At 49.2% G+C, this 22,440-nt stretch carries 24 protein-coding genes, 1 pseudogene and 1 riboswitch; of the genes and pseudogenes, 16 read left to right on the top strand and 9 right to left on the bottom strand.

Annotation, left to right across the window (positions count from 1 at the left end; genetic code table 11):
* Positions 1–28: 28 nt before the first annotated feature.
* Positions 29–1,945, bottom strand: coding sequence for a methyl-accepting chemotaxis protein (locus ACK5NH_RS10980; RefSeq protein WP_416920062.1), 1,917 nt, complete (start codon positions 1,943–1,945; stop codon positions 29–31).
* Positions 1,946–2,247: 302 nt separating this feature from the next.
* Complete coding sequence (locus tag ACK5NH_RS10975; protein WP_416920060.1) at positions 2,248–3,897, bottom strand: electron transfer flavoprotein-ubiquinone oxidoreductase; 1,650 nt, start codon at positions 3,895–3,897, stop codon at positions 2,248–2,250.
* Between the two features lie 252 nt (positions 3,898–4,149).
* Positions 4,150–4,283, top strand: a riboswitch (molybdenum cofactor riboswitch).
* Here ACK5NH_RS10975 and moaA point away from each other — a divergent pair.
* From moaA to ACK5NH_RS10940, 7 genes are all read left to right on the top strand, one after another.
* The gene (gene moaA / locus ACK5NH_RS10970; RefSeq protein WP_416920058.1) at positions 4,271–5,251 is read left to right on the top strand and encodes a GTP 3',8-cyclase MoaA; all 981 of its coding nucleotides are present in this window, start codon (positions 4,271–4,273) and stop codon (positions 5,249–5,251) included. It overlaps the preceding riboswitch by 13 nt.
* Positions 5,252–5,362: 111 nt before the next feature.
* Positions 5,363–5,842, top strand: a complete 480-nt coding sequence (moaC, locus tag ACK5NH_RS10965) for a cyclic pyranopterin monophosphate synthase MoaC (protein WP_011074083.1) — start codon at positions 5,363–5,365, stop codon at positions 5,840–5,842.
* Positions 5,843–5,861: 19 nt separating this feature from the next.
* A complete protein-coding gene (gene moaD / locus ACK5NH_RS10960; RefSeq protein ID WP_416920055.1) occupies positions 5,862–6,113 on the top strand; it encodes a molybdopterin synthase sulfur carrier subunit in 252 nt (83 codons plus the stop codon).
* A gap of 1 nt (position 6,114) precedes the next feature.
* Complete coding sequence (gene moaE / locus ACK5NH_RS10955; RefSeq protein WP_416920053.1) at positions 6,115–6,582, top strand: molybdopterin synthase catalytic subunit MoaE; 468 nt, start codon at positions 6,115–6,117, stop codon at positions 6,580–6,582.
* Positions 6,583–6,613: 31 nt separating this feature from the next.
* Positions 6,614–7,405, top strand: coding sequence for a molybdate ABC transporter substrate-binding protein (gene modA, locus ACK5NH_RS10950; RefSeq protein WP_416920051.1), 792 nt, complete (start codon positions 6,614–6,616; stop codon positions 7,403–7,405).
* Positions 7,406–7,413: 8 nt separating this feature from the next.
* Positions 7,414–8,094: a molybdate ABC transporter permease subunit gene (gene modB, locus ACK5NH_RS10945; protein ID WP_011621084.1), complete on the top strand. Its 681-nt coding sequence runs from the start codon at positions 7,414–7,416 to the stop codon at positions 8,092–8,094.
* Positions 8,075–9,178: an ABC transporter ATP-binding protein gene (locus tag ACK5NH_RS10940; protein WP_416920048.1), complete on the top strand. Its 1,104-nt coding sequence runs from the start codon at positions 8,075–8,077 to the stop codon at positions 9,176–9,178. The genes modB and ACK5NH_RS10940 overlap by 20 nt, the downstream gene beginning before the upstream one ends.
* A gap of 1 nt (position 9,179) precedes the next feature.
* Here the strand turns inward: ACK5NH_RS10940 and ACK5NH_RS10935 are convergent, their stop codons facing one another.
* Positions 9,180–9,341: a hypothetical protein gene (locus ACK5NH_RS10935; RefSeq protein WP_416920046.1), complete on the bottom strand. Its 162-nt coding sequence runs from the start codon at positions 9,339–9,341 to the stop codon at positions 9,180–9,182.
* A 389-nt stretch (positions 9,342–9,730) separates the two neighbouring features.
* Between ACK5NH_RS10935 and ACK5NH_RS10930 the strand changes: the two genes are divergently transcribed.
* The 5 genes from ACK5NH_RS10930 to ACK5NH_RS10910 all read left to right on the top strand — a co-directional run bounded on the left by ACK5NH_RS10930 (position 9,731) and on the right by ACK5NH_RS10910 (position 13,293).
* Entirely contained in the window at positions 9,731–10,252 is a 522-nt protein-coding gene (locus ACK5NH_RS10930) for a PepSY domain-containing protein (RefSeq protein WP_416920044.1), read from the top strand.
* Positions 10,253–10,300: 48 nt separating this feature from the next.
* A complete protein-coding gene (locus tag ACK5NH_RS10925; protein ID WP_416920042.1) occupies positions 10,301–10,978 on the top strand; it encodes a response regulator transcription factor in 678 nt (225 codons plus the stop codon).
* 49 nt (positions 10,979–11,027) lie between these two features.
* On the top strand, positions 11,028–12,284 hold the full coding sequence (locus ACK5NH_RS10920; protein ID WP_086903949.1) for a sensor histidine kinase: 1,257 nt from the start codon (positions 11,028–11,030) through the stop codon (positions 12,282–12,284).
* Positions 12,285–12,316: 32 nt separating this feature from the next.
* Positions 12,317–13,006, top strand: coding sequence for a TIGR01621 family pseudouridine synthase (locus ACK5NH_RS10915; protein WP_416920039.1), 690 nt, complete (start codon positions 12,317–12,319; stop codon positions 13,004–13,006).
* A 119-nt stretch (positions 13,007–13,125) separates the two neighbouring features.
* On the top strand, positions 13,126–13,293 hold the full coding sequence (locus tag ACK5NH_RS10910) for a YqaE/Pmp3 family membrane protein (RefSeq protein WP_011621091.1): 168 nt from the start codon (positions 13,126–13,128) through the stop codon (positions 13,291–13,293).
* 71 nt (positions 13,294–13,364) lie between these two features.
* On the opposite strand, the gene ACK5NH_RS10905 is transcribed toward ACK5NH_RS10910, so the two are convergent.
* Positions 13,365–15,536, bottom strand: a complete 2,172-nt coding sequence (locus tag ACK5NH_RS10905) for a TonB-dependent receptor (protein WP_416920037.1) — start codon at positions 15,534–15,536, stop codon at positions 13,365–13,367.
* 302 nt (positions 15,537–15,838) lie between these two features.
* Between ACK5NH_RS10905 and ACK5NH_RS10900 the strand changes: the two genes are divergently transcribed.
* Positions 15,839–16,030, top strand: coding sequence for a DUF2986 domain-containing protein (locus ACK5NH_RS10900; RefSeq protein WP_416920120.1), 192 nt, complete (start codon positions 15,839–15,841; stop codon positions 16,028–16,030).
* Between the two features lie 12 nt (positions 16,031–16,042).
* On the opposite strand, the gene ACK5NH_RS10895 is transcribed toward ACK5NH_RS10900, so the two are convergent.
* From ACK5NH_RS10895 to ACK5NH_RS10880, 4 genes are all read right to left on the bottom strand, one after another.
* Positions 16,043–16,555: a M23 family metallopeptidase gene (locus tag ACK5NH_RS10895; RefSeq protein WP_416920035.1), complete on the bottom strand. Its 513-nt coding sequence runs from the start codon at positions 16,553–16,555 to the stop codon at positions 16,043–16,045.
* Positions 16,556–16,576: 21 nt separating this feature from the next.
* The gene (locus tag ACK5NH_RS10890; protein WP_416920033.1) at positions 16,577–17,158 is read right to left on the bottom strand and encodes a hypothetical protein; all 582 of its coding nucleotides are present in this window, start codon (positions 17,156–17,158) and stop codon (positions 16,577–16,579) included.
* Positions 17,159–17,174: 16 nt separating this feature from the next.
* The gene (locus ACK5NH_RS10885) at positions 17,175–17,864 is read right to left on the bottom strand and encodes a CHAP domain-containing protein (protein WP_416920031.1); all 690 of its coding nucleotides are present in this window, start codon (positions 17,862–17,864) and stop codon (positions 17,175–17,177) included.
* A 189-nt stretch (positions 17,865–18,053) separates the two neighbouring features.
* On the bottom strand, positions 18,054–19,124 hold the full coding sequence (locus tag ACK5NH_RS10880) for an MBL fold metallo-hydrolase (protein WP_416920029.1): 1,071 nt from the start codon (positions 19,122–19,124) through the stop codon (positions 18,054–18,056).
* A 153-nt stretch (positions 19,125–19,277) separates the two neighbouring features.
* Between ACK5NH_RS10880 and ACK5NH_RS10875 the strand changes: the two genes are divergently transcribed.
* On the top strand, positions 19,278–19,889 hold the full coding sequence (locus ACK5NH_RS10875) for a TetR/AcrR family transcriptional regulator (RefSeq protein ID WP_249553111.1): 612 nt from the start codon (positions 19,278–19,280) through the stop codon (positions 19,887–19,889).
* Positions 19,890–19,967: 78 nt separating this feature from the next.
* Here the strand turns inward: ACK5NH_RS10875 and ACK5NH_RS10870 are convergent, their stop codons facing one another.
* The gene (locus ACK5NH_RS10870; protein WP_011621099.1) at positions 19,968–21,311 is read right to left on the bottom strand and encodes an anaerobic C4-dicarboxylate transporter; all 1,344 of its coding nucleotides are present in this window, start codon (positions 21,309–21,311) and stop codon (positions 19,968–19,970) included.
* A gap of 288 nt (positions 21,312–21,599) precedes the next feature.
* Between ACK5NH_RS10870 and ACK5NH_RS10865 the strand changes: the two are divergent.
* Together ACK5NH_RS10865 and ACK5NH_RS10860 are read left to right on the top strand one after the other, a co-directional pair.
* A pseudogene (locus tag ACK5NH_RS10865) lies at positions 21,600–22,118 on the top strand (monodechloroaminopyrrolnitrin synthase PrnB family protein); the annotation flags it as partial.
* Between the two features lie 132 nt (positions 22,119–22,250).
* Positions 22,251–22,440, top strand: a 190-nt coding sequence (locus ACK5NH_RS10860) for a type I restriction-modification system subunit M N-terminal domain-containing protein (RefSeq protein WP_416920026.1), incomplete at its 3' end; no start/stop codon positions are given.

Below are 22,440 nucleotides of genomic sequence, written 5' to 3'. Positions count from 1 at the left end.
TTTTGTTTGGTTTCAACCCATCTTGGGCTTACACCTTAAATTTCGCTACTAAGGTGTCTAAGCGGTGGGCGAGTTGGTTTAGCGCTAAGCTCGCTTGTGCCGCGGCTTGCGCTGTGCTGGCGGTGCGCTGGGTGATCTCGTTAATTTCGGTCACGTTGCGGTTAATGTCTTCCACTACGGTCGATTGCTCTTCCGTTGCCGCTGCAACCTGAATATTCATATCACTAATCAGGCCAATACGGTCGCTAATACCCACCAGAGATTGGCTGGCCTCATCAACGGCGGCTACACCTTCGTGAGAGCGCGCGCGGCTCTGGGCCATGGCATTCACCGCTCGGCTGGCCTCGGATTGCAACTTGTCGATCATGCCTTGGACTTCATTGGTCGATGCTGCAGTGCGCGATGCCAGATTGCGTACTTCATCCGCGACCACGGCAAAGCCTCGTCCTGCTTCACCAGCACGCGCGGCTTCAATGGCGGCGTTTAGTGCTAACAGGTTGGTTTGCTCCGAAATCGCGCGGATCACATCGAGAATGCCGCCGATAGATTTGGTATGAGTCGCGAGGGACTCAATTACTTCGCCGACTTGTTCCACATCGTGGGAGAGTTGATTGATTGTGTCACGGGCGCGCGTCACGACTACTTGACCGCTGTTGGATTCGGTATCGGCATCTTTCGCTGCCACTGCGGCTTGGGCGGCATTGCTGGCGATTTCATTCACAGTGGCGCCCATCTCATTGATGGCGGTTACCACCATTATAGTGCGATCTTTCTGCTCATGGCTGTCTTCAAGGGTTTGTTGCGCCTGATTAGACACATCCTTAGCCGAGAAACCGAGCTGTTCGCTGGTCTGCGCCACCTCGATAACTGAATCCTGGATTTTGCTGATAAAACTATTAAACCCTTGCGCCAACTGGGCAATTTCATCTTCGCCCTTTACGGGCAAACGCTGGCGCAAATCGCCTTCACCTTCGCCGATATCACGGAACATTGCCGCCACTTGTGCGATAGGGCGGCTCACCGAACCTGCCACCACAATCGCCAGCATGATAAAGCCAGCGGCAATGATTAAGGTCCAAATTAAGATCTGGTAGGCGGCATCCGTCAGCAGGGCGAATACTTCGGCTTCGGGCACTTGTGCCACTAAGTACCAATCCATGGAAGGAATATAGCTGCTGGCTACGAAGGTGTTCTCACCTTGGATTTGGGTATCGATCAGATTGAAATCGCTACGATTAAGCAATGAGCCGATATTGGCGCCCGAGTACAAGCTCTTGAGGCTGCTCTTGCCAATTTGGCTGGCGTCGGGATGCAGCTTTATCTCGCCTTTGGCATCGACTAAGTAAACAAAACCAGTTTCTTCAATCTTAAAGGAACCCAGTAGACGAACCATATCGTCGAGGGATTTGGCGAGGCCAACGAGTCCACGGCCATTAGGTTGCTGATAGTTGATAAAGAGTTTTACCTCGCCATTGGCTTCGGTAAAGACATTAAGCATTCGCTCTTGGCCGCTGTCACGATAACCAAAAAACCAACCGTCTTGTGCAGGGGTGAGTACACGCAAAAAACCATCCTGAGTGTAGTAGGCAGCGGTTTGTCTATCGGCGTAGGAGGCTTGGGCCAAATGATATTGGCGGGTGATGTCCTTTAATTGGGCAACCACTTGGGGTTCTTGCTCCTGCGGCCGACCGTTTTCAAGCCATTGCAGTAACATGCGGCTACTGGCGAGTTGTTCGGCGGCATTCATTAAGCTTGAAATATCTAGCTCAATCTTGTTGCGGATCTGCATCATTAGGCTGGGCATTTCCGACCCGAGCATACGCTGCTGTACCACGTTTTTTGCACTACGTTGGCTGAGCACGCCCACGAGTATGGTCGACAGCAGCACAGCAAATGTCACTGTCAGCAGAATTTTCTGCTTAATAGTTAGGTTATTCAATATCATAAATATCAATATGCCTGTGTTAGACGTTTAGAAATATCGGTCGACGTTTTCTAGCCAATAACAAGTATCGGACAGAAATGTTAAAAGTTAACCTTAGTTGAGGTCGAATGCCGAATAAAACAGCGTCCAAGACATTTATTGGGCCTAACCTGTTGCTCTTGCGGTAGATCTTGTTATGTAGAGTATAGATGGAAATGAGTTGCTAATTTGGAGCATGTGATTTTTATGGCGCAATTGTGGCCAAAGTGTGGCGTTAAGGCAAGCAAAAATAAGGCGCTCATTGAGCGCCTTATCCATTGAGATTACATATTCGGGTAGTTTGGCCCACCGCCACCCTCGGGCGTTACCCAAGTAATGTTTTGGCTAGGGTCTTTAATGTCGCAGGTTTTGCAGTGGATGCAGTTTTGCGCATTGATAATAAACTTAGGCTGGCCTGCTTCTTCAACGATTTCGTACACGCCGGCAGGGCAGTAGCGCTGGGCGGGTTCGTTAAATTGCGTCAGGTTTATCCCGAGCGGGATGCTATTGTCTTTTAAGCGCAGATGGCTGGGCTGATCCTCCTCATGATAAGTGCTCGACAGATAGACTGAAGAGAGCTTGTCGAAGCTGAGTTTGCCATCGGGCTTTGGATAATCAATCTTGTTGTAGGCGCTCACAGGGGCCATTTGTGCGTAATCTGGGTGCTCATCACGCAGGGTGATAGGGAACTTACCGCCGAACCAGTTTTGATCTATGTAGTTAAATGCGCCGCCGAGGAAGGTGCCAAACTTGTGCATCGCTGGGCCAAAGTTACGTGACTTAAACAGCTCTTCGTGTAACCAGCTTTCTTCCAGATGGGTTTGGAAACAATCCAGATCTTTACCGCCTTCGACCTCGGCCAGCATCGCTTTGGCTAAGGTTTCTGCCGCTACAATACCGCTCTTCATGGCGGTGTGGGTGCCTTTGATCTTGGCAAAGTTTAAGGTCCCCGCATCGCAACCAATCAACAGACCGCCGGGGAAACTCATCTTCGGCAGTGAGTTCAGGCCGCCCTTAGTGATTGCGCGCGCACCATAGGTCAGGCGCTCGCCACCGGTTAAGTATTTGGCGATGACTGGGTGAGTTTTATAACGTTGGAACTCATCGAACGGGCTTAAGTGTGGGTTCTTGTAGTTGAGGTCGATAATCAACCCCACTGCAATTTGGTTGTCTTCCATATGGTAGAGGAAGCCGCCACCCGATGCGCCATCAGTTAATGGCCAACCACCTGTGTGCACCACTTTACCTTGCTCGTGTTGTTCGGCGGGGACTTTCCAGATTTCTTTAAAGCCTAGGCCGTAATGCTGTGGTGTCTTGCCATTATCTAAGTGGTATTTCGCGATCAGCTGTTTGCCTAAGTGACCACGGCAACCTTCTGAGAGCACGGTATATTTGGCGTGTAATTCCATGCCGGGCATAAAGCTGTCTTTCGGTTGGCCGTCGGCACCGACGCCCATATCGCCGATCAGGATACCCTTCACGCTGTTATCTTCATTAAAGAGTAATTCGCTGGCGGCAAAGCCGGGGAAGATTTCTACGCCGAGCGCTTCTGCGCGGGTCGCGAGCCAACGGCAGAGGTTACCTACGCTGACAATGTAGTTGCCTTCGTTGTGCATGGTTTTAGGCACAAACGCATTGGGCATCAGCTTGCTGTCGGTGGCGGAGTTGAGTAGATAGATTTCATCGTGGGTTACGGCTGTGGTAACGGGAGCGCCTGAATCGCGCCAGTCGCTGAATAACTCATCTAGTACTCTAGGTTCGAATACGGCACCCGATAGAATGTGTGCGCCCACTTCAGAGCCTTTTTCTACCACGCAGACGGTAATCTCTTTGCCTGAACTCTGTGATATCTGCATTAATCGACACGCAGTCGCCAAGCCAGCTGGGCCTGCGCCGACGATAACAACATCGAATTCCATTGATTCGCGTTCCATCAGTTCACCTCTTCCTTCGCATATCCCCGATTTTTACCGGGTGTTGTAGTTTGTTTGTAAACGGGCGTTTTATTGCTGTTGTCCACCTTACCTCAAAATCACCCCAGGGCACAGGGGCTAAACAGGCTGTTTAGCCTAAATAATGACAAATCTTTGGGTGAGCGCTGTCACAGATTGTTCACGCTCACTTGAAGCGGATCAAGAAATACCTGTTTGGGGGTATAGCTAGGCAATACTTTCGGCTTATAATCACGAATGACGGTTCTCCGAGCTTGCCTACCTAAGTCGACAGATATGGGGGTGTAGCCGTGGCAATAAGGCCACTGGGGTGAGTAAAGAAATGCACTCGCCTCCCACACTTGGAAAGGTGATCATGTCTCAATTACAAGACAATTTTGGTCGTAAATTTCATTACTTACGAATGTCAGTCACTGACGTTTGTAACTTCAAATGCAGTTATTGCCTTCCAGACGGTTATCATCCGAATGGCAGGCAACAGTTTTTATCTCTCAGTGAGATAGAAAATCTTGTGTCCGCATTTAGCCTGGTTGGCACTCAAAAAATCCGTATTACTGGCGGCGAACCTACGCTGCGTAAAGATTTTACCGATATCATTCGAGTGGTCGCCGACAATCCGCGAATTCACACCGTAGCCACTACCACTAATGGGTATAGGCTCGAGAAGCATGCCCAAGAGTGGTTCGATGCGGGACTGCGCCGCATCAATGTGTCGGTTGATAGCTTAGATCCTAAGATGTTTTACCAGATCACTGGCGAGAATAAGTTCGACGAGGTGATGCGTGGTATCGATGCCGCGTTATCCGCAGGCTTTGAGCGGGTGAAGGTCAACGCGGTATTGCTCAAGGGTATGAACGATAAAGATTTACCGCGCTTTTTGAATTGGATTAAACATACGCCCATCGATCTGCGTTTTATTGAGCTGATGGAAACTGGCCTTGGCCGCGAGTATTTCCAGGCCCATCATTTGGCGGGTGCCGATATTAAAGCGCAGCTGCAAGCTGAGGGCTGGCAGTTGGATACGCCCCGCGCCGACGATGGTCCGGCGCAAAACTTCAGCCACAGTGACTTTAAGGGCCGTATTGGGCTGATCATGCCCTACGCCACTAACTTCTGCGCGAGCTGTAATCGCTTGCGGGTCTCGGCCAAGGGTAAGTTGCACTTGTGCCTCTTTACCGAGTCTGGCATCGATTTGCGTGATCTACTGCAACACCCGAGTCAGCAAACGGAATTAATCGAGCGGTTACACGGTCAACTGGTACAGAAGAAAGAAACCCATTACCTGCATCAGGGCATTACCGGTGTGACGCAGCATCTGGCTTCGATTGGCGGTTAATCTAACTTAGGTTTTAGTCTGCTAATCGCGTTATCTTTCATTAAGTTAGATTTCGCGATGGCCCTTAACTTCTCTATGCTTGAATTTGGCACCATTTAAAGGATCGCTTCAATGAGCAATGTATTTACCCATATTAACGCCGACGGCAATGCCCATATGGTCGATGTGACCGAAAAAGCCGTGACCGAGCGTGAGGCCCGTGCCGAAGCCTTTATCGAGATGGCGAGCACGACCCTCGAGATGATTATGAGCGGCAGTCACCATAAGGGTGATGTGTTTGCCACCGCCCGCATCGCGGGGATCCAAGCGGCAAAAAAGACCTCAGATTTAATTCCATTGTGCCATCCATTAATGCTCACCAAGGTCGAAGTCGAGCTCGAGGCCCAGCCTGAGCACAATCGCGTACGCATCACTAGCCTATGTAAATTATCCGGCAAAACCGGGGTCGAAATGGAGGCGCTTACGGCGGCCTCGGTAGCGGCATTGACGATTTACGACATGTGCAAAGCCGTGCAGAAAGATATGGTGATCTCACAGGTACGCTTGCTCGAAAAACGCGGTGGTAAGTCGGGACACTTTAAAGCTGAATAACGTAAAGCGAGATAAGAATATGATTAACGTGTTGTTTTTTGCGCAGGTTCGTGAGCTTTTAGGGACTGCACAACTGAGTATTGAAGCGAGCGAACAGACACAAACCGCAGAAGGATTACGCGCAACACTCGCGGCCACCGATGATAAATGGGCCAAAGTGTTAGTCTCAGATAAATTGCTGGTGGCAGTGAATCAAACCATCAGTCAGTGGGATACCCGAGTGAACGATGGTGATGAAGTGGCCTTCTTCCCTCCAGTGACAGGAGGTTGATATGCGTTTACTGCCGAATGTGCGGGTGCAGACCGTCGATTTTAATGTGGCCGACGAGTACCACCAATTAGCCCAAGACAACAGTGATGGTGCCGTTGTCACTTTTGTTGGCAAAGTGCGTGACTTTAACGATGGTTCAGTGGTGACTGACCTGACCTTAGAACACTATCCCGGTATGACGGAGCGTGTGCTCGAGCAGATCGTTGTCGAGGCGCGTGAGCGTTGGCCGCTCAATAAGGTCACTGTTATCCACCGTGTCGGTACGATGGCGTTGGGTGAGCAAATTGTGTTTATCGGCGTCACCAGTGCCCATCGCAAGGCGGCCTTTGCGGCCTGCGAATTCTTAATCGACTTTCTGAAAACCAAAGCCCCTTTCTGGAAATTAGAAGCAGGGGATAAGGGTAAGAATTGGGTCGAGGCCAAGGATGCCGATGAGCAGGCTGCGCAATTGTGGCAACACAAAAGCTAGTGACTGTAAAAGGCGATTATAGGATGAGTTTATGCGCAGTTTGAGCCAGTTAGGCAAAGTATTTGGCTTATTGTTGTCTTTCAGTATGGTATTGATGCCTTTTATCAGCCGCGCCGAGACTGTGCCTGCGATTGCGGCCGCCGCCAATATCAAATTTGCCCTCGATGATATTGTTAAAAACTTCAGCGCTGAAACTGGGCTTAAGGTGCGCGTCTCCTATGGTTCATCGGGTAATTTTGTGGCGCAAATTCAACATGGCGCGCCATTTGAGATGTTGCTCAGTGCCGATGAGCGTTATATCCATGAGCTGCAAAAAGCAGGCTTTACCCGCGATGCCGGTGTGCAATACGCTGTTGGTCGCCTAGCCTTAGTGGCTCCAAATAAGTCCCCCTTAACCTTAGATGCCGAGCTGAATGGTGTAAAAAGCTTGCTCGCCGCGGGCAAGCTGGAGCGCTTTGCGATTGCCAACCCTGAACATGCGCCCTATGGGGAGCGCGCCCGCGAACTTTTGCAAAAACTAGGCCTGTGGGACGGTCTACAAACTAAATTAATTCTTGGCGAGAATGCCTCCCAAGCGGCGCAATTTGCCGTGAGTGGCTCTACTCAAGGCGGCATTATTCCCTTATCTCTTGCCTTAGCGCCACAGTTTAAGGCCTTAGGTCAGGCGATTTCCTTACCCGAAGAGCTGCACGGCCCGCTCAATCAACGCATGGCATTGATGCCAAAAGCGGGAGCAACTGCAGAGCGTTTTTACCAATATCTTCAATCTGATGCCGCCAGAGCCGTATTCTTGCAATACGGGTTTGGTCTACCCGCACAGTAAGGCCTTAAATGGATTGGCAGGCACTTTGGTTATCGGTCAAGCTCAGTAGCATCACTGTATTGGTGCTGATCCCTCTGGCGATTTTGGCTGGTCGTGCCTTGGCTTATCGTCAATTTGTGGGTAAGTCCTGGGTTGAGGCTCTCATCATGGTGCCCTTAGTCTTGCCGCCGACTGTGATTGGTTATTACCTGCTGGTGGGACTTGGCAGCCAAAGCTGGTTAGGGCAGTGGTTAGAGCGCTTAACCGGGCAGCAGTTAGTATTTCATTTCTCGGGTTTAGTCCTTGCGTCCGTGCTGGTTAATATTCCCTTTGCGTTGCAACCGATACAGCGTGCCTTTGAAGCGGTACCCCATGATGTGCGCGATGCTGCTGCCTGTTGCGGCATGAGCAAACTTAAAATTCTGCTTAAAATTGAATTGCCTATGGTATGGCCTGGAGTGTTGACTGCCCTAGTACTGTGTTTCTCCCATGTGCTCGGTGAGTTTGGGGTAGTGCTGATGATGGGCGGGAATATTGCCGGCGAAACTAAAACTATCTCAATTTCTATCTACGACAGTGTTCAGGCCTTCGATTTTGGCGCTGCTGGCACTATGTCACTGGTGCTGCTGTTATTTGCGATTACGGCATTGGCGCTCACCACCAGTTTATCGCGGCGTTTAGGAGGTCAGCGTGGCGCAAATCATCGCTGATCTGCATTGCCAGATCCAAAACCATAAGCATATTAAACTGAGCGCCGAGTTTAGTTGTAAGGCGGGTGAGGTGCTGGCAGTTGTGGGGCCTTCGGGTGGCGGTAAGACGACGCTACTGCGGATGATCGCAGGGCTTAATCATCCCGATGCAGGCAGTATTGTGTTTGGTGAGACGCCATGGTTCGACAACAAAAGTCGCACCGCGCTTACGCCGCAGCAGCGTCATATTGGCTATATGCCCCAGCATTTTGGTCTATTTCCCAATCTCACTGCACTCGAAAACGTCATCGCCGGGCTTGACCATATTCCCAAATCGGAGCGGATTGCTAGGGCGAAGGACTGGTTAGAGCGGGTCAATCTCCATGGGCTACCCGATAGGCTGCCTATGCATCTCTCTGGTGGCCAGCGCCAACGGGTCGCGCTTGCTCGCGCCCTTGCCCGTGAGCCGTCGGTGTTGTTGCTCGATGAACCATTTTCGGCGGTGGATAGAGAAACTCGCGAGCGTTTATACCTCGAGCTTGCTCGCCTAAAGGAACAACTGCTTTGCCCCGTGATCATGGTGACCCATGATTTAAACGAAGCGCTGCTGCTGGCCGATTCGATGATCTTGATTAGCCAAGGCCAGATGTTACAGCAGGGAGCGCCTTTTGAGGTGTTATCCCGTCCACGTAACGAGGCCGTTGCGCGGCAGATGGGGATAAGGAATATTTTCGATGGCGAAGTCGTGTTCCAAGACCGCACTAAAGACATCACTTGGCTCAAATTTGGTGAGCAGTTAATCGCCAGTGATTTTGGTAAAGACCGCAGTGTCGGCAGTAAAGTCCGCTGGGTTATCGCCAATCAAGGTATTCGATTTAACGCTATTACGAATGGGCGTTTATGCCGTAGTTTTAATAAGTTAGATGTGACTATTGACTCTTTACTGGTGATGGGCGAGTCAGTGCGCGTCGTCTGTTATGCAACAGGGACTAAGTTACAGCTTAATACGGAAGTATCGCTCCATCTTGCACAAAAGCTTGGCTTAACTAAGGGCATGCAAACCACGGTCGCGCTCAAATCTGAACAAATTCATATTTTAGAATAAGTTAATGACGTTTTTTACCTAGTAATCCTATCCAAAATGTTCCTTCCAGTAGCATACCAAATAATATGAACGTAATCGCACTGGTGGCGCTGCCATAGGCGTAAGCGCTTAATGCTGCTATTAGTAACAAACTTAAGCTAATCCAGCGTGTAATTGGTTTCATATGCACTCCTATTAAAATGGGCGTTTAGCTGACTCTAGAGCAAGAGGATTGAATTGCCAATCCTACTTTTGATGGCACTAGTGCACTAAAACCCCGCTAAAATTTAATCATTTTGAGTTTTCACTTGAGATATTACACATCAAAATCATCTTAGATGATCAAAGCTTAATCTTGTTTCCATCGGTGTTTCAGTTGCTATTAGGTAAACTGAATACATTCGTCAGTGTTTGCTAAGCCAGAATCTATCGGATTGGGCAATCTACATAGGTGATGAACTAGTCGCCGTCACAGGCAAACAGTGATTGAGATTATGGTAGCTTGGGCACGCCATCGACATCTAACTGATTGTCTCATAAGATACAAACTTAGCCGATTTTTATGGAGGAGCCATGAGACTATGGTTGCTAGGATTCATGTTGGTATCTGGGATTGCTACCGCAGCCCAGAGCATGTATTCGATGCTTTCGAGCGGTGAGTATCAGCCGCCGTTAAGCGTGATGCAGCAAATTGAGAAGGATTTTCCTGGCGTTATCGCCGAGTTTGGAATGGAAATGCAGGAAGGCGAATTGGTCTACCAGTTTGAGTTGATTAATCCGCTGGCGAATGCAATTACCCGTTTCGAATATCGGGCGCGAGATGGTAAGTTATTGAAACAAAAAGCGGGCAAGGTCACCTCCGACGATGTTGGCGAAGTGGAAGCTGCACGGCTTATCAGTACTAAGCATCAAACCTTCTCCGGCATTATTGGGATGGCGACTAAGGACCATAAGGCATTTTTGACCGATGCTAAATTAGATCATGACTTAGGTATCAGTTACTTAGAGTTAAAGTTGCTGAACGATACTGGCAAGTATAAATTGGCATTCGATATTGAAAATTTACGGCAGTTACCTTTACTTAAGTGGGATTAGCACACTGAGTATTACCGCTAAGTGAAGACTGGGGAGCGCAGCATACAGATGAAAATACTTTTAGTTGAAGATGATGCGACAACGATCGATTACATCGTTAAAGGATTTCTTGAGCAGGGGCATAATATTGAGACCGCCAGTGACGGTCATCAAGGACTGCTGCAGGCCACCAGTGGTCAGTACGATCTCATGATTCTCGACCGTATGCTGCCCCAACTCGATGGTTTGAAACTGCTGGCCGCCCTCAGGGCTACTGGTAACCAAACCCCAGTGCTTATCCTGTCGGCGCTCGCCCATGTGGATGAAAGGGTTAAAGGACTACGCGCGGGTGGCGATGATTACATGACTAAACCTTTTGCCTTTTCGGAGCTGCTAGTGCGTGCCGAAAAACTAATGCAACGGGGGCAATCCGTGCCCATTACCACAGATCTGGTCGTCGGCGGATTAAAAATGGAGCTTCTCACCCGCAACGTGACCTTAGATGGACACGACTTGATGTTACAACCCAAAGAGTTCCAACTACTTAAGTATCTGATGGAACACGCCAATCAGGTTATTAGCCGCACGCTATTATTCGAAGCTGTGTGGGATTATCACTTCGATCCCCGTACCAATGTGATCGACGTGCATATTGCAAAATTACGTCGCAAGTTTGAAGAGTTAGGCCACGGTGAATTGATTGAAACCGTAAGGGGAGCGGGTTATCGCTTACGCCAAAGGCATTAAGCCTTATCAAAGCAGCGCTTGGCGCATCACTATTATCTTCTCGACCTTAGTGACTGTGATCATAGGCGCTTTGCTGTTTGCCCTTTATCGGCAACTGATTATCGAACAGCAGTACCAAGTGACTCAGTATCTTGAGTCAGAAACCCAACGCTATCAGCAGCTTGCTCTTACTGTCGACCGTCGTAGTTTTGCGGCACAAATTCGTGCCGCCGATCCGCAGACGGCGCTTATTGCCTGGCGCAATAGTTATGACATGGTTGGTGCATTAAGCTTTATGCCAGAAGGCATGCCCATGCTGCCGCAAACCCGGGATTTCCCGATTTTAACCGGTGGCCCTGATAAGCTGCATATCCTCACCGGTGGCCTAGTGATGACCCGTTATGGCCCTGTGCTGATCGCCACCCGTACCGATAACTTAGCCACATTGATTGATAAATTTATCAGTGCGGCTGCCACGGCCGTGATGTTGACCATAGTGTTAACCTTGGCGCTGGGCTATTTGTTTTCTAAGGCGATTTTGCGCCGCCTAGTGCAGTACAACCGCTTGAGTGAACAGATTGAGCGGGGGCATTACGACACCCGTCTGCCGCTCAGTTGGCGTCAGGACGAATTCGATATGTTGGCGCTGCAGTTTAATAACGTGCTGGATATTCTTGAGAATAACCTGATGGCGGTGCGCGGGGTGACAGATAATATTGCCCACGACTTGCGCACGCCTCTATCCCATATTCGCATTGGTCTTGAGGAGTTGGCGGCCAAATCCCCCGATGAAATCAGCGAAGGTTGCGCGATTTTGACCGAAGAGCTCGACCACTGTCTTGCGACCTTCGATGCCATGCTATCCTTGACACGCATCGAGGAAGGGCAGCAAACCTTAGACTTGCAGGAGCTGAGTTTGGCGCAGCTATGTACCGATTTGTTGGATATGGCCGACGCGGTCGCCGAGTCGAATGAGCAAACCTTGAGTCTGTCGCTCCTATCGGATCATAAGATTTATGGGGACAAGTACTTGTTGTTCCAAGCCTTATATAACTTGGTCGACAATGCGATGAAGTACTCAGGCCAAGGCGCTCGCATCGATATTATTCAATCCGGCGCCCAAATTAAGATTTGCGATAACGGCCCAGGGATCCCCGATGACAGCAAGGAAAGGGTGTTTGAGCGATTAGTGCGTCTCGACCCAAGCCGCCATTTACAGGGCACGGGTTTAGGATTATCTATGGTCAAAGCGATTATGTCGCGGCACAATGCGCAAATTACTCTTTCGGATAATCACCCTGGCCTAGTGGTGACCATTCAGTTTTAGGCCGATATCCGCGTGACAGTGTTGAGAACCCCATGTACCGAATCATAGCCGATGAGGCTGATTTTCTTGTTATTTCTAAATCGCCGAATGTGCATTTCCACAGCCAAGATGGAACGGCAGGTGTGGTTGCACAGCTTGAGCAGGATTTAGGGATTAAACTCTTTGCCGTGCATCGGCTCGATACGCCGACCTCAGGACTGTTACTGTTAGCCAAACATCCGGCGGCGGCTCGGCAGTTGACTGAGCTTTTTAGCGCCCATCGAGTGCAGAAATACTATCTTGCGCTCGCTAAAGGCAAGCCGAAGAAGAAGCAAGGCTGGGTGATTGGTGATATGGCCAAATCTCGCCGCAGCATGTTTAAGTTGCTTAGAACCAAAGAAAATCCTGCAATAACCCAATTCTTCTCCACCAGTGTTTGCGAAGGGCTTAGGCTTTATTTACTCAAACCCCATTCGGGGAAAACCCATCAGTTACGGGTCGCACTCGCCAGCCTTGGGGTGCCGATTTTAGGCGATGCCCTCTATGGCTCCGATGTTGCCGACCGCTGTTATCTGCACGCCTATTGTCTGCATTTTCGCTATCAACATGAGGATGGTCACTGGCAGGATTATGCGTATCTCGATATGCCACAGCAGGGTGAGGCGTTTGCAGAGGAGGCGGTAACCGCGGCATTGGCTGCGTGGCGTGAGCCAGACTCGCTCGACTGGCCTTCTAAGGATTAGTTTTGTTGCGCTTTGTTAGTATTGAATGCGTGTGTTGCGGGATAAAATATTTGCAAATCCGTAGTCTTCCTGCGAAGTTAGCAGTGTGATGATTTTCCTTGTATAGGAGCAAGCTCGTTATGGATACCAACAAATTACTCTTAGTCATTATTGCGATCCTCTTGCCACCCGTTGCCGTATTTTTAAAGGCGGGGGCAGGCAAAGACCTATTAATTAACATTGTACTGTGTTTATTTTTCTGGCTTCCCGGTTTATTACACGCCCTCTGGGTGGTCACTAAAGATTAGTGATTCCAATAATCCAATAAAAAAGCGCAACCTAGGTTGCGCTTTTTTATACGGTAAATTTAGCGTACTAATTAGAACGCTACTGTATAGCCGATAGTAGCAGTGCGGCCCATGCCTTTGAAATAACGATCATTTGTACCCATGGTTTGTGAGTAGTAGTTGAAATAATCCTTATTAAACAGGTTTTGCACGCCTAAGGTTAAGGTGCCAGTGTAGAGCGGCATAGAGAATGACGCATCGACAGTAGTGTAGCCATCAAACTCGGCATATTTCTCACCTGTGGCATCTTCGAAGTCTCGGTCCATAAAGTAGTTCGCTTGTACGCGCGTCGACATGTCGTTATCGAAATTATGGGTCCAGAACAGGTTGATACGATTCGGTGAAATGTTAGCACCATCGAGATCCGTATCTGTGTTGTTATCATCATTCGAATCGTATTCACCGCGCTGAATCGCTAGATTCATACCCAGATCGTCGTTGCTGGTCAAATAGGCGGTGATATTGGCTTCGATACCGTCAATCACGCTCTTCTCACGTTTTACATCGTAGAAGCCGTCGCTGTTTAACGCTAAACGCGCACCGTAATCAGTGGCAGAACGGTAGTAGGCAATCTTAGCACTTAAGAAATCCCCTTGATAATCGGCGCCAAACTCCACGTTATCCGTCACAATCGGTGCAAGGGATAGAGAGTCGCTAATGCTAGGGTTGGCGCCTGGGAAGCTATTACCGTCGCGCAGGATACGGCCGATATCCGGCATACCAAAGCCTTGGTTGTAACTAGTGTAAACACGAATATCTGGAGTGATTTTGTATGATACACCGATATTGAATAGGGTCTCGTCGAAACTCGCTTCGCCCCCTTCGATTTGTTTGTTACCCGCGCCGTAGAGCGTCTTGTAGTCATCGACATTGAGCTTAGCGTGTTCGTAGCGTACGCCGGTCGATAGGGTAAGATCGGTAATTAAATCATAATCTAACTGTAAATAGGGGGCGAAGTTGTCGTAGGTACTTTCGGGAACCCATGACAGACCTGTCTGTACTAAATCCTGCTCTGTGGTATCGCGGAACAGGTCGATACCATAGGCGGCATCGATACCGGTATCGGCAATGTTTTTAGCAATCAACGAGGTCTTTAAGCCCCATTTGACCGAAGAGTTACGCGATTGCTCATAGTACCAGCTCTCACCTTTAGGGCCTTCGCATTGCACTAGATTACTGTTGTTTGCCAATGCAGGATCATAGAAGGTTTTGTTACAGCCGCCGCCATATACTGCCTCGAAATCCTGATTAAACAACTGGATACTCAGCTGTTGATCGGCAATATTCTCATGGGTGTAGGTGAGACTCGTTGTAGTGACTTGGTTGTTGGCCGCTTCCCAAGGTTGTTTTTCTTCGATTGCGCCCGTGGGTTTACCAGTCGTGATATCGCCTTTCACCGGCATCCAATCGCCATTGTTCTCCATGTTGTAATGGTTAACCATCAACTCTAAACGCGACTCAGCAAAGTTGTGGCCGAGTTTGATAAAGAAGTCTTTGCTCTGGCTGTCCATGGACTCGCCTTGCGTCGTGTCCACACCAATCACATCGTGGTTGGCATCGTAGTAAACGCCGTTATTACGGTAGCTTACAGAGCCTAGCATATCGATCAGATCGGACTCGCCCGAAAACGCATAGCTGGCACCAAAACTCACACCATCAGACTTGAGCGAGTCAGGAACCGTGACATCGAAGCTCACTACGTGCTGGTTATCACCCGTTGGTTTTTTGGTGATGTAGTTGATGATACCGCCCTGCGCGCCTAAGCCATGCATTGCATTGGCGCCGTGAATAATTTCAATACGTTCTATCATCGCAGGGTCGATTGTTTGCCCTGAACGGCCACCGCTACGCAGCGGGTTGGATTGGGGCACGCCATCGATCATGATTAAGGGTGGACGGCCACGCAGGGTTTCACCCGTGTTGCTCATCTTCTGACGGCTGGGTGAAAAGCTAGGCGCTAAGTTACCGATAATGGTCGACAGATCTTTAGTGGTACGGAACTGTTCTTCGAGTTGCACACGGTCGATAATGGTCACTGTATTGGGAATTGAGCTTGGCGATTTATCCATGCGGCTCGCGGTGACTGTGATTTTTTCGATGTCTTTATTCTTATTGGTTCCCGTATCTGGGGCTTCTTGGGCGGCAGCGGACTGGGTGAGGGCTGCAAATACGGCGAGGGCAACAAACGAGGTTTTGAACGTCATATAACTTCCTGCTAAGGGCGAGTGAATTTGCTACACCGATATCCTTGGCATCAGACTATTCCGTTAAACAACATTGCAAATGATAACGATTTCTATTGCTGCGGATTTTAAGGAACTGAATTAGGATTGTCTAGTTAAGTTGTAAATAAAATGCATGGGAAACATGGCATTTTCTAGGAGTTGTGATTCGGCTAACAAATAGGTGTATTTCGATTGAGGGTTTGTATAGCGACTTCGTCCCTGATTTGTTGCCGAGTCGAAGGAAGATTATAATGGCGACCTTTTCTCGCCTTGGTGACTATATGAACCGTAAAAAGAAAATTAATCAAACGCTTAAGCAAAAGGCGAAAAAAGCCAATGCCAAGTTACATAGCAGCAATAAGCCTAAATATATTTCTAAAGCCGAGCGAGCGGCGCAGGCAATTGCGGCAGAAACCGAGATTGCGCAGCCCGTTGAACAATCGGCAGAGCTCGTCGCTAACGAGAATGCTTAACCGACTAACCCTTTACTTAGGGTCTAAATAGTCGATTGGATTTAAGTAAAAGGCCTTCTTATATCCTTGGGTTGAAGTGTCTATCAACCAAGGTCTAGGCAATAGGCTGACAATGGAGTAGTGCAAATGGGGTGGTTTGCCTTGGGCGTTCCCCGTGGTGCCGACGGTGCCGAGCACATCCCCGCGCCCCGCAAATAAACCTGCCGATGTGTTAATGCTATCGAGGTGGGCAAAATAGTGGATTTGCCATTTCGGGCCGAGTCCAACGATCACCTTGCCGCCTTTAAAAAACTCCCCTTTATATAGGAGTAATAGCGGCGTTGGGGCGATCACGGGCGTATTGGTCGCGGCAAAAATATCAATCCCTTTGTGGGTGCCCGAGCTTCCCCAAGGTTCATACCAGAAGGTTTGGCTATTCCAGTCCTTATTGCTGGCACCTTTTACCGGGATGACGGGCTGTTCTGGCACTAGGCATCCGACGAGGACAAACAATAGGATGGCGAGCGCGCTATATTTCAGCTTCATGTTGACCTCTGTACAAATCTGTTAGTGAAACTCACTGAATTCACACCAATTGTCTGGATATTGTCCGCGCTCGGTTTCACCAAGTGATAACCAATAGGGCCGCCAAAACGCATCGCACCAAAACTCAATATTCCCCTGCAGACTGCCGAGTGTATCAGGATCGACATCGGGAAAGCTTTCCCAAGGCGCAGGTGGCGCGGCTTTAAAGGAGACAAGTTGCGATAAGAGTTCGGCATCATTGGTGAGCAGTAGTACGCATATTCCTGCAAAATCAGCATATTGATGTAGGAATACTTTGGTCTGTCTATGGGGGTGATGCAAAATGCCACTCAAGGGCGCATCGTAACTGACTGCTAGCTCGAATCCAGAACCTTTCAGTAAGGCATCGAGTCGTTGCTTATCTTGGTTGTTCAACAAGCAATGGACTTGATAGGCTGATAAGGAAGGCTGAGTCGCGATGGCGACAATGGGATAATCTTGATGGCTGGGCAAAGACAGACTAGGGGCTAGTGACTCGCTGAAAATCGCTTGGAGATCCGTTGCCTGCGAATTCGTATTCGCCTTAGGACGTAGTTGTCGTTTTAGCCAGTCGAGTATTCCCATATGACTTCTCCCATATTTATAGCTTTGGGGTGGTAATTGGCTCATTAATTTGCAGATTATCAGCCGCACTCCCCTCCACGCTTTCCTCAACAATCATGGTTGCGGGGGCTTCCCAGCGTAGCCAACCCTTGGTGCGAGGGGCATCGATATACCACAGACCTTCACGTTGCACTAAGGGGAAAACCTCCCGTGACGGCGCAAAAGGGCCGGGGTTCTGCTGGGCAATTTCGATACTGGTCTCAGTGACGTTGGCGACAATCGCGACATGGCCGTAGGGATTAAACATCCATGGCGCGAATACCAGTAAATCATCGGCCATAGGTTTGCTTTGGCTGCCATTGGTATATTGCCGTAGGGCGCGTTTTTCATTCCAGCTCGCATCGGGCAAAAGGTCATTGAAGAAGTCTTTGGCGTGACCGAAACTGTCGGGCATTTTGTGCTGATAACGCAGGTAAAAGTAACGTTTAACGAACTCTACACATTGGTATTTGATACCCAGGTTATAGCCGTCGAGGGAGAGGTTTCGCCCCTCATTAGTGTTGACGCCGCCGTTATAATAAATCTCGACGCCATTGAGTGAGTCGAGCACATCACCCACTTGGTAGTCCGTATTTAAGTTATAACGAGTCAGCCCGTGGTAGCCGAGATAGCCAAAGCCACAGACTAGGCTCACAGTGAGTATCAATAAACGAAAACCTTTCACCATCTTTAGTACGACATTCTCAAAAGATAAATTGATTCAGCAGGATACAAGGTCGGATTGTATGCTGTTGTCGCTAAAAACGTCTAGGCGTACTGGCGGTTTGCTGGGAGCTTAATACTTTCGTTGGGCTCTAGGTGTGGAGATCCTTAGCGGCGCAATGGTTAAGCACCGCTAAGGAGGCATCGGCTATGATTATTTGTTGGAGGCGAGTTTGACTGGAACCACTTCAAACTCGGGCCTGTCCTTAGGTAAGTATGACTTCCACCACCCTTGATTGAGCGCAGGGCTGTGAGCTAACTCATTGAGGTTAATCCCTTGACCAAACTCAGGGGTCAGCAGGGGAACGGCATAGGCCTTCGCCGCCGCAGCAATCCGTTCTAAGGGCTCATACCAACTGTGCAGCGCTAAGTCGAAACTGCTGTTGTGGATTGGGATAAGGTATTGACCTTGAAGATCTAAATGCGCCCGTAGCGATTGCTCAGGTTGCATATGGATATCGGCCCACATCTCATCATAGGCGCCAGTTTCGACTAAGGTGAGGTCGAAGGGGCCCAGTTTATCGCCAATCTTTTTAAAGCCATTAAAATAGCCAGAGTCACCACTGAAAAAGATGTTTAATTCAGGGGGTTGAATGGCCCAAGAGGCCCACAGGGTTTGATTTTTATCCCTAAGTCCACGGCCCGAGAAATGTTGCGCTGGAGTGGCGGTAAAGCGCACACCTTGATGCTCGGTTGCTTGCCACCAGTTGAGGGCAACAATTTTTTCCTTAGGAATGCCCCAACCAATAAGATGCTTGTCGACACCCAGTGGCACAATAAATTTTTGAGTGCGCGCGGCGAGTGCCAACACGCTCTGTTTGTCTAAGTGGTCATAATGATCGTGGGACAAGATAATCCCTGCGAGCGCTGGAATGTTTTCGAGCTCAATGGGCAGAGTATGGAAACGTTTTGGGCCAAACCATTGGCTGGGTGAGGCACGCTTCGAAAACACGGGATCGGTTAACCAATACTGACCATTTAGCTGTAACAGTACGGTCGAGTGGCTGATTTTATACAGCATAGGTGTGTCATCAGCCGTGGCAGGCAGCCGCATGGGCTGAATCGGTAGCGGCTGGCTTGGACTCTTATCGGGAATACGTTCAGTGACATAACGCCATAAAATGGCTGGTAAATTACCTTCACCACTGTGAGCATTTGGCGCTTCATTACGAAAGCGTTGACCCTCTGATGGGCTAGTTTCAATGATATTGGGATCTAAGGTCATAATAACGCTCCCGAGTAGCAGTAGGGCCAAGGTGATTTTGAGTCGCATTGTAAACTTAACAAAAGTAAACTACACAGTGTAGTTTACTCATGACTGTGCAAAAGTAAACTCAATAGTGTAAAATCTCAACAAATATTTTGATGGTGTACCGCAATGGCAGAAAAAGCAGTGAAACTGACACATTCCCAACTGAAGCGTTTGGCGATCCTCGACGCGTCACAGGAAGAATTTATGGTCAATGGTTTTGCCGGCGCCAGCATGGATAGAATTGCCCAGCGTGCCAATGTCTCCAAGCGCACCGTTTACAATCATTTCCCCAGCAAAGAAGTGTTATTCGAGGCGACAACAAGTGACCTGTGGGCACGCACCAAAGAAGCGGCCACCTTGGCATTTAATCCCGAGCAGAGCCTTGAGTCTCAATTGCAACACATCGCGCGCCGCTGCTGGGAGCTGTATCAGCAACCGGATTTCCTGCGCGTGGCAAGGGTGGTGATGGCTGAGTTTATTCGTTCACCCATCCAAGCGACCGAAGCCATGGAACGATTAGCCAAGCAAGAGGGTGGATTAGAGGCGTGGCTTGCCGGAGCTGTAGCCCATAAGGCGTTGAAAATCGATAATATCCCACTGGCGGCCACTCAGTTTTGGGGCATGTTTAAGGCATTCGCCTTTTGGCCTAAGTTGTTCCATATGAAAAGCCATGACGAGTATCAACAAGATATTATCGATGCCAATATCCGTATGTTTCTCGCCATGTATCGCGCTTAGCTTTCATTTATTTCAAGCATAAGGCCGATAACGTTCTCACGTTATCGGCCTTATGTGTTTTATCGCTTCAAACTGTACTTACAGTAAGGTGGTTGCCAGCAGATAACCGACGGTCGATGCTGTGCCCACGCCTATCAATCCTGGAATAATAAAGCTGTGGTTAATAATGAACTTACCAATTTTAGTGGTCCCTGTTCGGTCGAAGCCGATACAGGCCAAATCGCTTGGATAAGTGGGTAGCACAAAGTAACCATAGCTCGCAGGTAAAAAGGCAATCAATAACTTAGGATCGACGCCTAAGGCCAAGCCCATGGGCGCGATAGCCGTGAGCGCCGCCGCTTGGCTGTTGACCAGTTTTGAGATTAAAAACAGCACTAAGGCATAGGTCCAAGGTTGGTTTTGCACCACATGGGAGAGGTTTTCCTTCAGCACATCCATATGGCTGATAAAGTAAGTATCACTCATCCAAGCCACGCCAAATACTGAGAAAATCGCAACCATGCCGGCCTTAAACACTGGGCCATTGGCAATTTCTGTGGGTTTGACCTTGCAGCTCATTAAGATAAAAGCGCCAGCGATCAACATCATCATTTGGATCACTAAGTTCATCGATAGCGGCGCCAGCTTGCCCTTCACCTCAAACACTGGGCGTAGTTCGCTAAAGGAGCCGAGTAACACCACGGCGGCGATAGCGGTAAAGAAAATCCCTGTTGCCCAATAGGCTTCCTTAGGAAAGGTTTGATCCAGAAGAGTCTCGCTCTTGTCGTAGATAAAGGCCCTTTGTTCGGGATCTTTAATTCGCGCCTGAAACTCTTCGTCCTTATCTAAATCTTTACCACGACGCAGGCTCCAGAGTGCCGCCACTAACACGCCGCAAAGGGAGGCTGGTACTGACACCATTAAAATTTCTAGCATGCTATAGGCATGACCAACGCCATGCTGCGCCGCCAAAATCGATACCATAGAGACCACGGCGACCGATACCGGAGAGGCGCAAATCGCCATTTGTGAGGCGACTGAGGCCACCGCCATCGGGCGCTCTGGACGAATGTTTTTCTTCAGGGCGATATCGGAGATGATCGGGAACATGGTGTAAACCACGTGGCCGGTTCCACATAAAAAGGTTAAGGTCCAAGTGGTGAGCGGCGCCAGAATGGTGATGTATTGTGGATGGCGGCGCAGTAAACGCTCGGCAAACTGCATCATCACATTTAAACCACCTGCGGTTTGCAGTACTGAAGCGCAGCCGATCACCGCAAGAATGGTGAGCATCACCTGTACTGGCGGTTGTCCAGGGGCGAGACCAAACACAAAGGTCAGTAAAAATAAGCCAATACCACTTATCAACCCGAGTCCCATACCACCATAACGGGTACCAAGCAGCAAGCAGCCGAGGACGACGATAAATTCCATTAAAATCATTTGATTCACCCCTGCGGAACCTGCCGCACAATTGCATTAGAACGAGCTGTATTTGGCGCTATTGTGCGAGGGGAATGGATTTGAGAACTTGCGCTGGCGCAAGGTGTAAATAAAAAGTGGCATTGGATTTTTCATAAATTTGAGCTAGCGCTAGAAACGCGCGAGCAGAAGTTGCATTCTTGTTAACTCGGATACGCTAAAGACGCCTATCGCCAAGTAAAAGTGCGTCTAACAGTACTTGCTCCGGTAAAAATAACCATAACAATAACAATCTCCAAGGATGTCCAAGTGAAACCTGCCACCTATAACACCGAAGCCTTCGATGAGTGGATCCGCAGTCGCTTTGTGGAACTCAACTCCCAGCTCGAACAGCTTTATTACCAGCAGAGCGACCGTGCCAATGTGCTGGATATCGGCACCGAGCTTAAGCAAACATTGGAAAGTGAAGGGCGCGAACTGATTAAGGCGCTGCTCGATGAAGGCAATACCGATGAAGGGTTCGACAGTGCCTTTGATCTGCTGGGGAATGTGGGCCTGTATATGGCTGCCTGCCGTCGCCATGAAATAACTGAGCCGACGCGGGAAACCACTTCACCATTGGTCGAAGCTTCGGCGCTCGCTATGCATATCGGTGCCTCCATCGGTGTGACGCCACGCTTTGCCACTGCCCACTTAACCACCCATAATCGTGCCCATAATGGTATCTACAAACGCTTTACCGATCTGCCCGATGAGAAGCTGTTTGTGGATTACAACACAAAAGGTATTTTGGCCTATAAACGTGCCGCTGATGCCTTATTAAAAATGGCTATTTGCATTCTGAGGTAGGATCGCAAATTTAGCCAAGAGTTGAAATCCATCCCCTTTTGTGCAAAATCTGGTTGACATTCGCAGATTGATTACAGTACCGTTCTGTGCAAAAGATGGTTGGAGTCCAGAATGAACGAATTTAAGGGATCGGCAGCTTCACAGGCTGACTTTATTTGGAAGAACGCGGAAGACCTGTGGGGGGACTTCAAGCATACGGACTTTGGCAAGATTATTTTGCCGTTTACCTTGCTGCGCCGCCTGGAGTGTGCGCTGGAGCCGACCCGCGAGGCGGTGAGAGAAGCGCATGACGCTTTCAAGG

Origin of the sequence: Shewanella sp. (assembly GCF_047975355.1) — a bacterium.
Classification (GTDB): Bacteria; Pseudomonadota; Gammaproteobacteria; order Enterobacterales; family Shewanellaceae; genus Shewanella.
The sequence above is the reverse complement of the archived record's forward strand: the minus strand, read 5'-3'. Positions and strand labels throughout refer to the sequence as shown.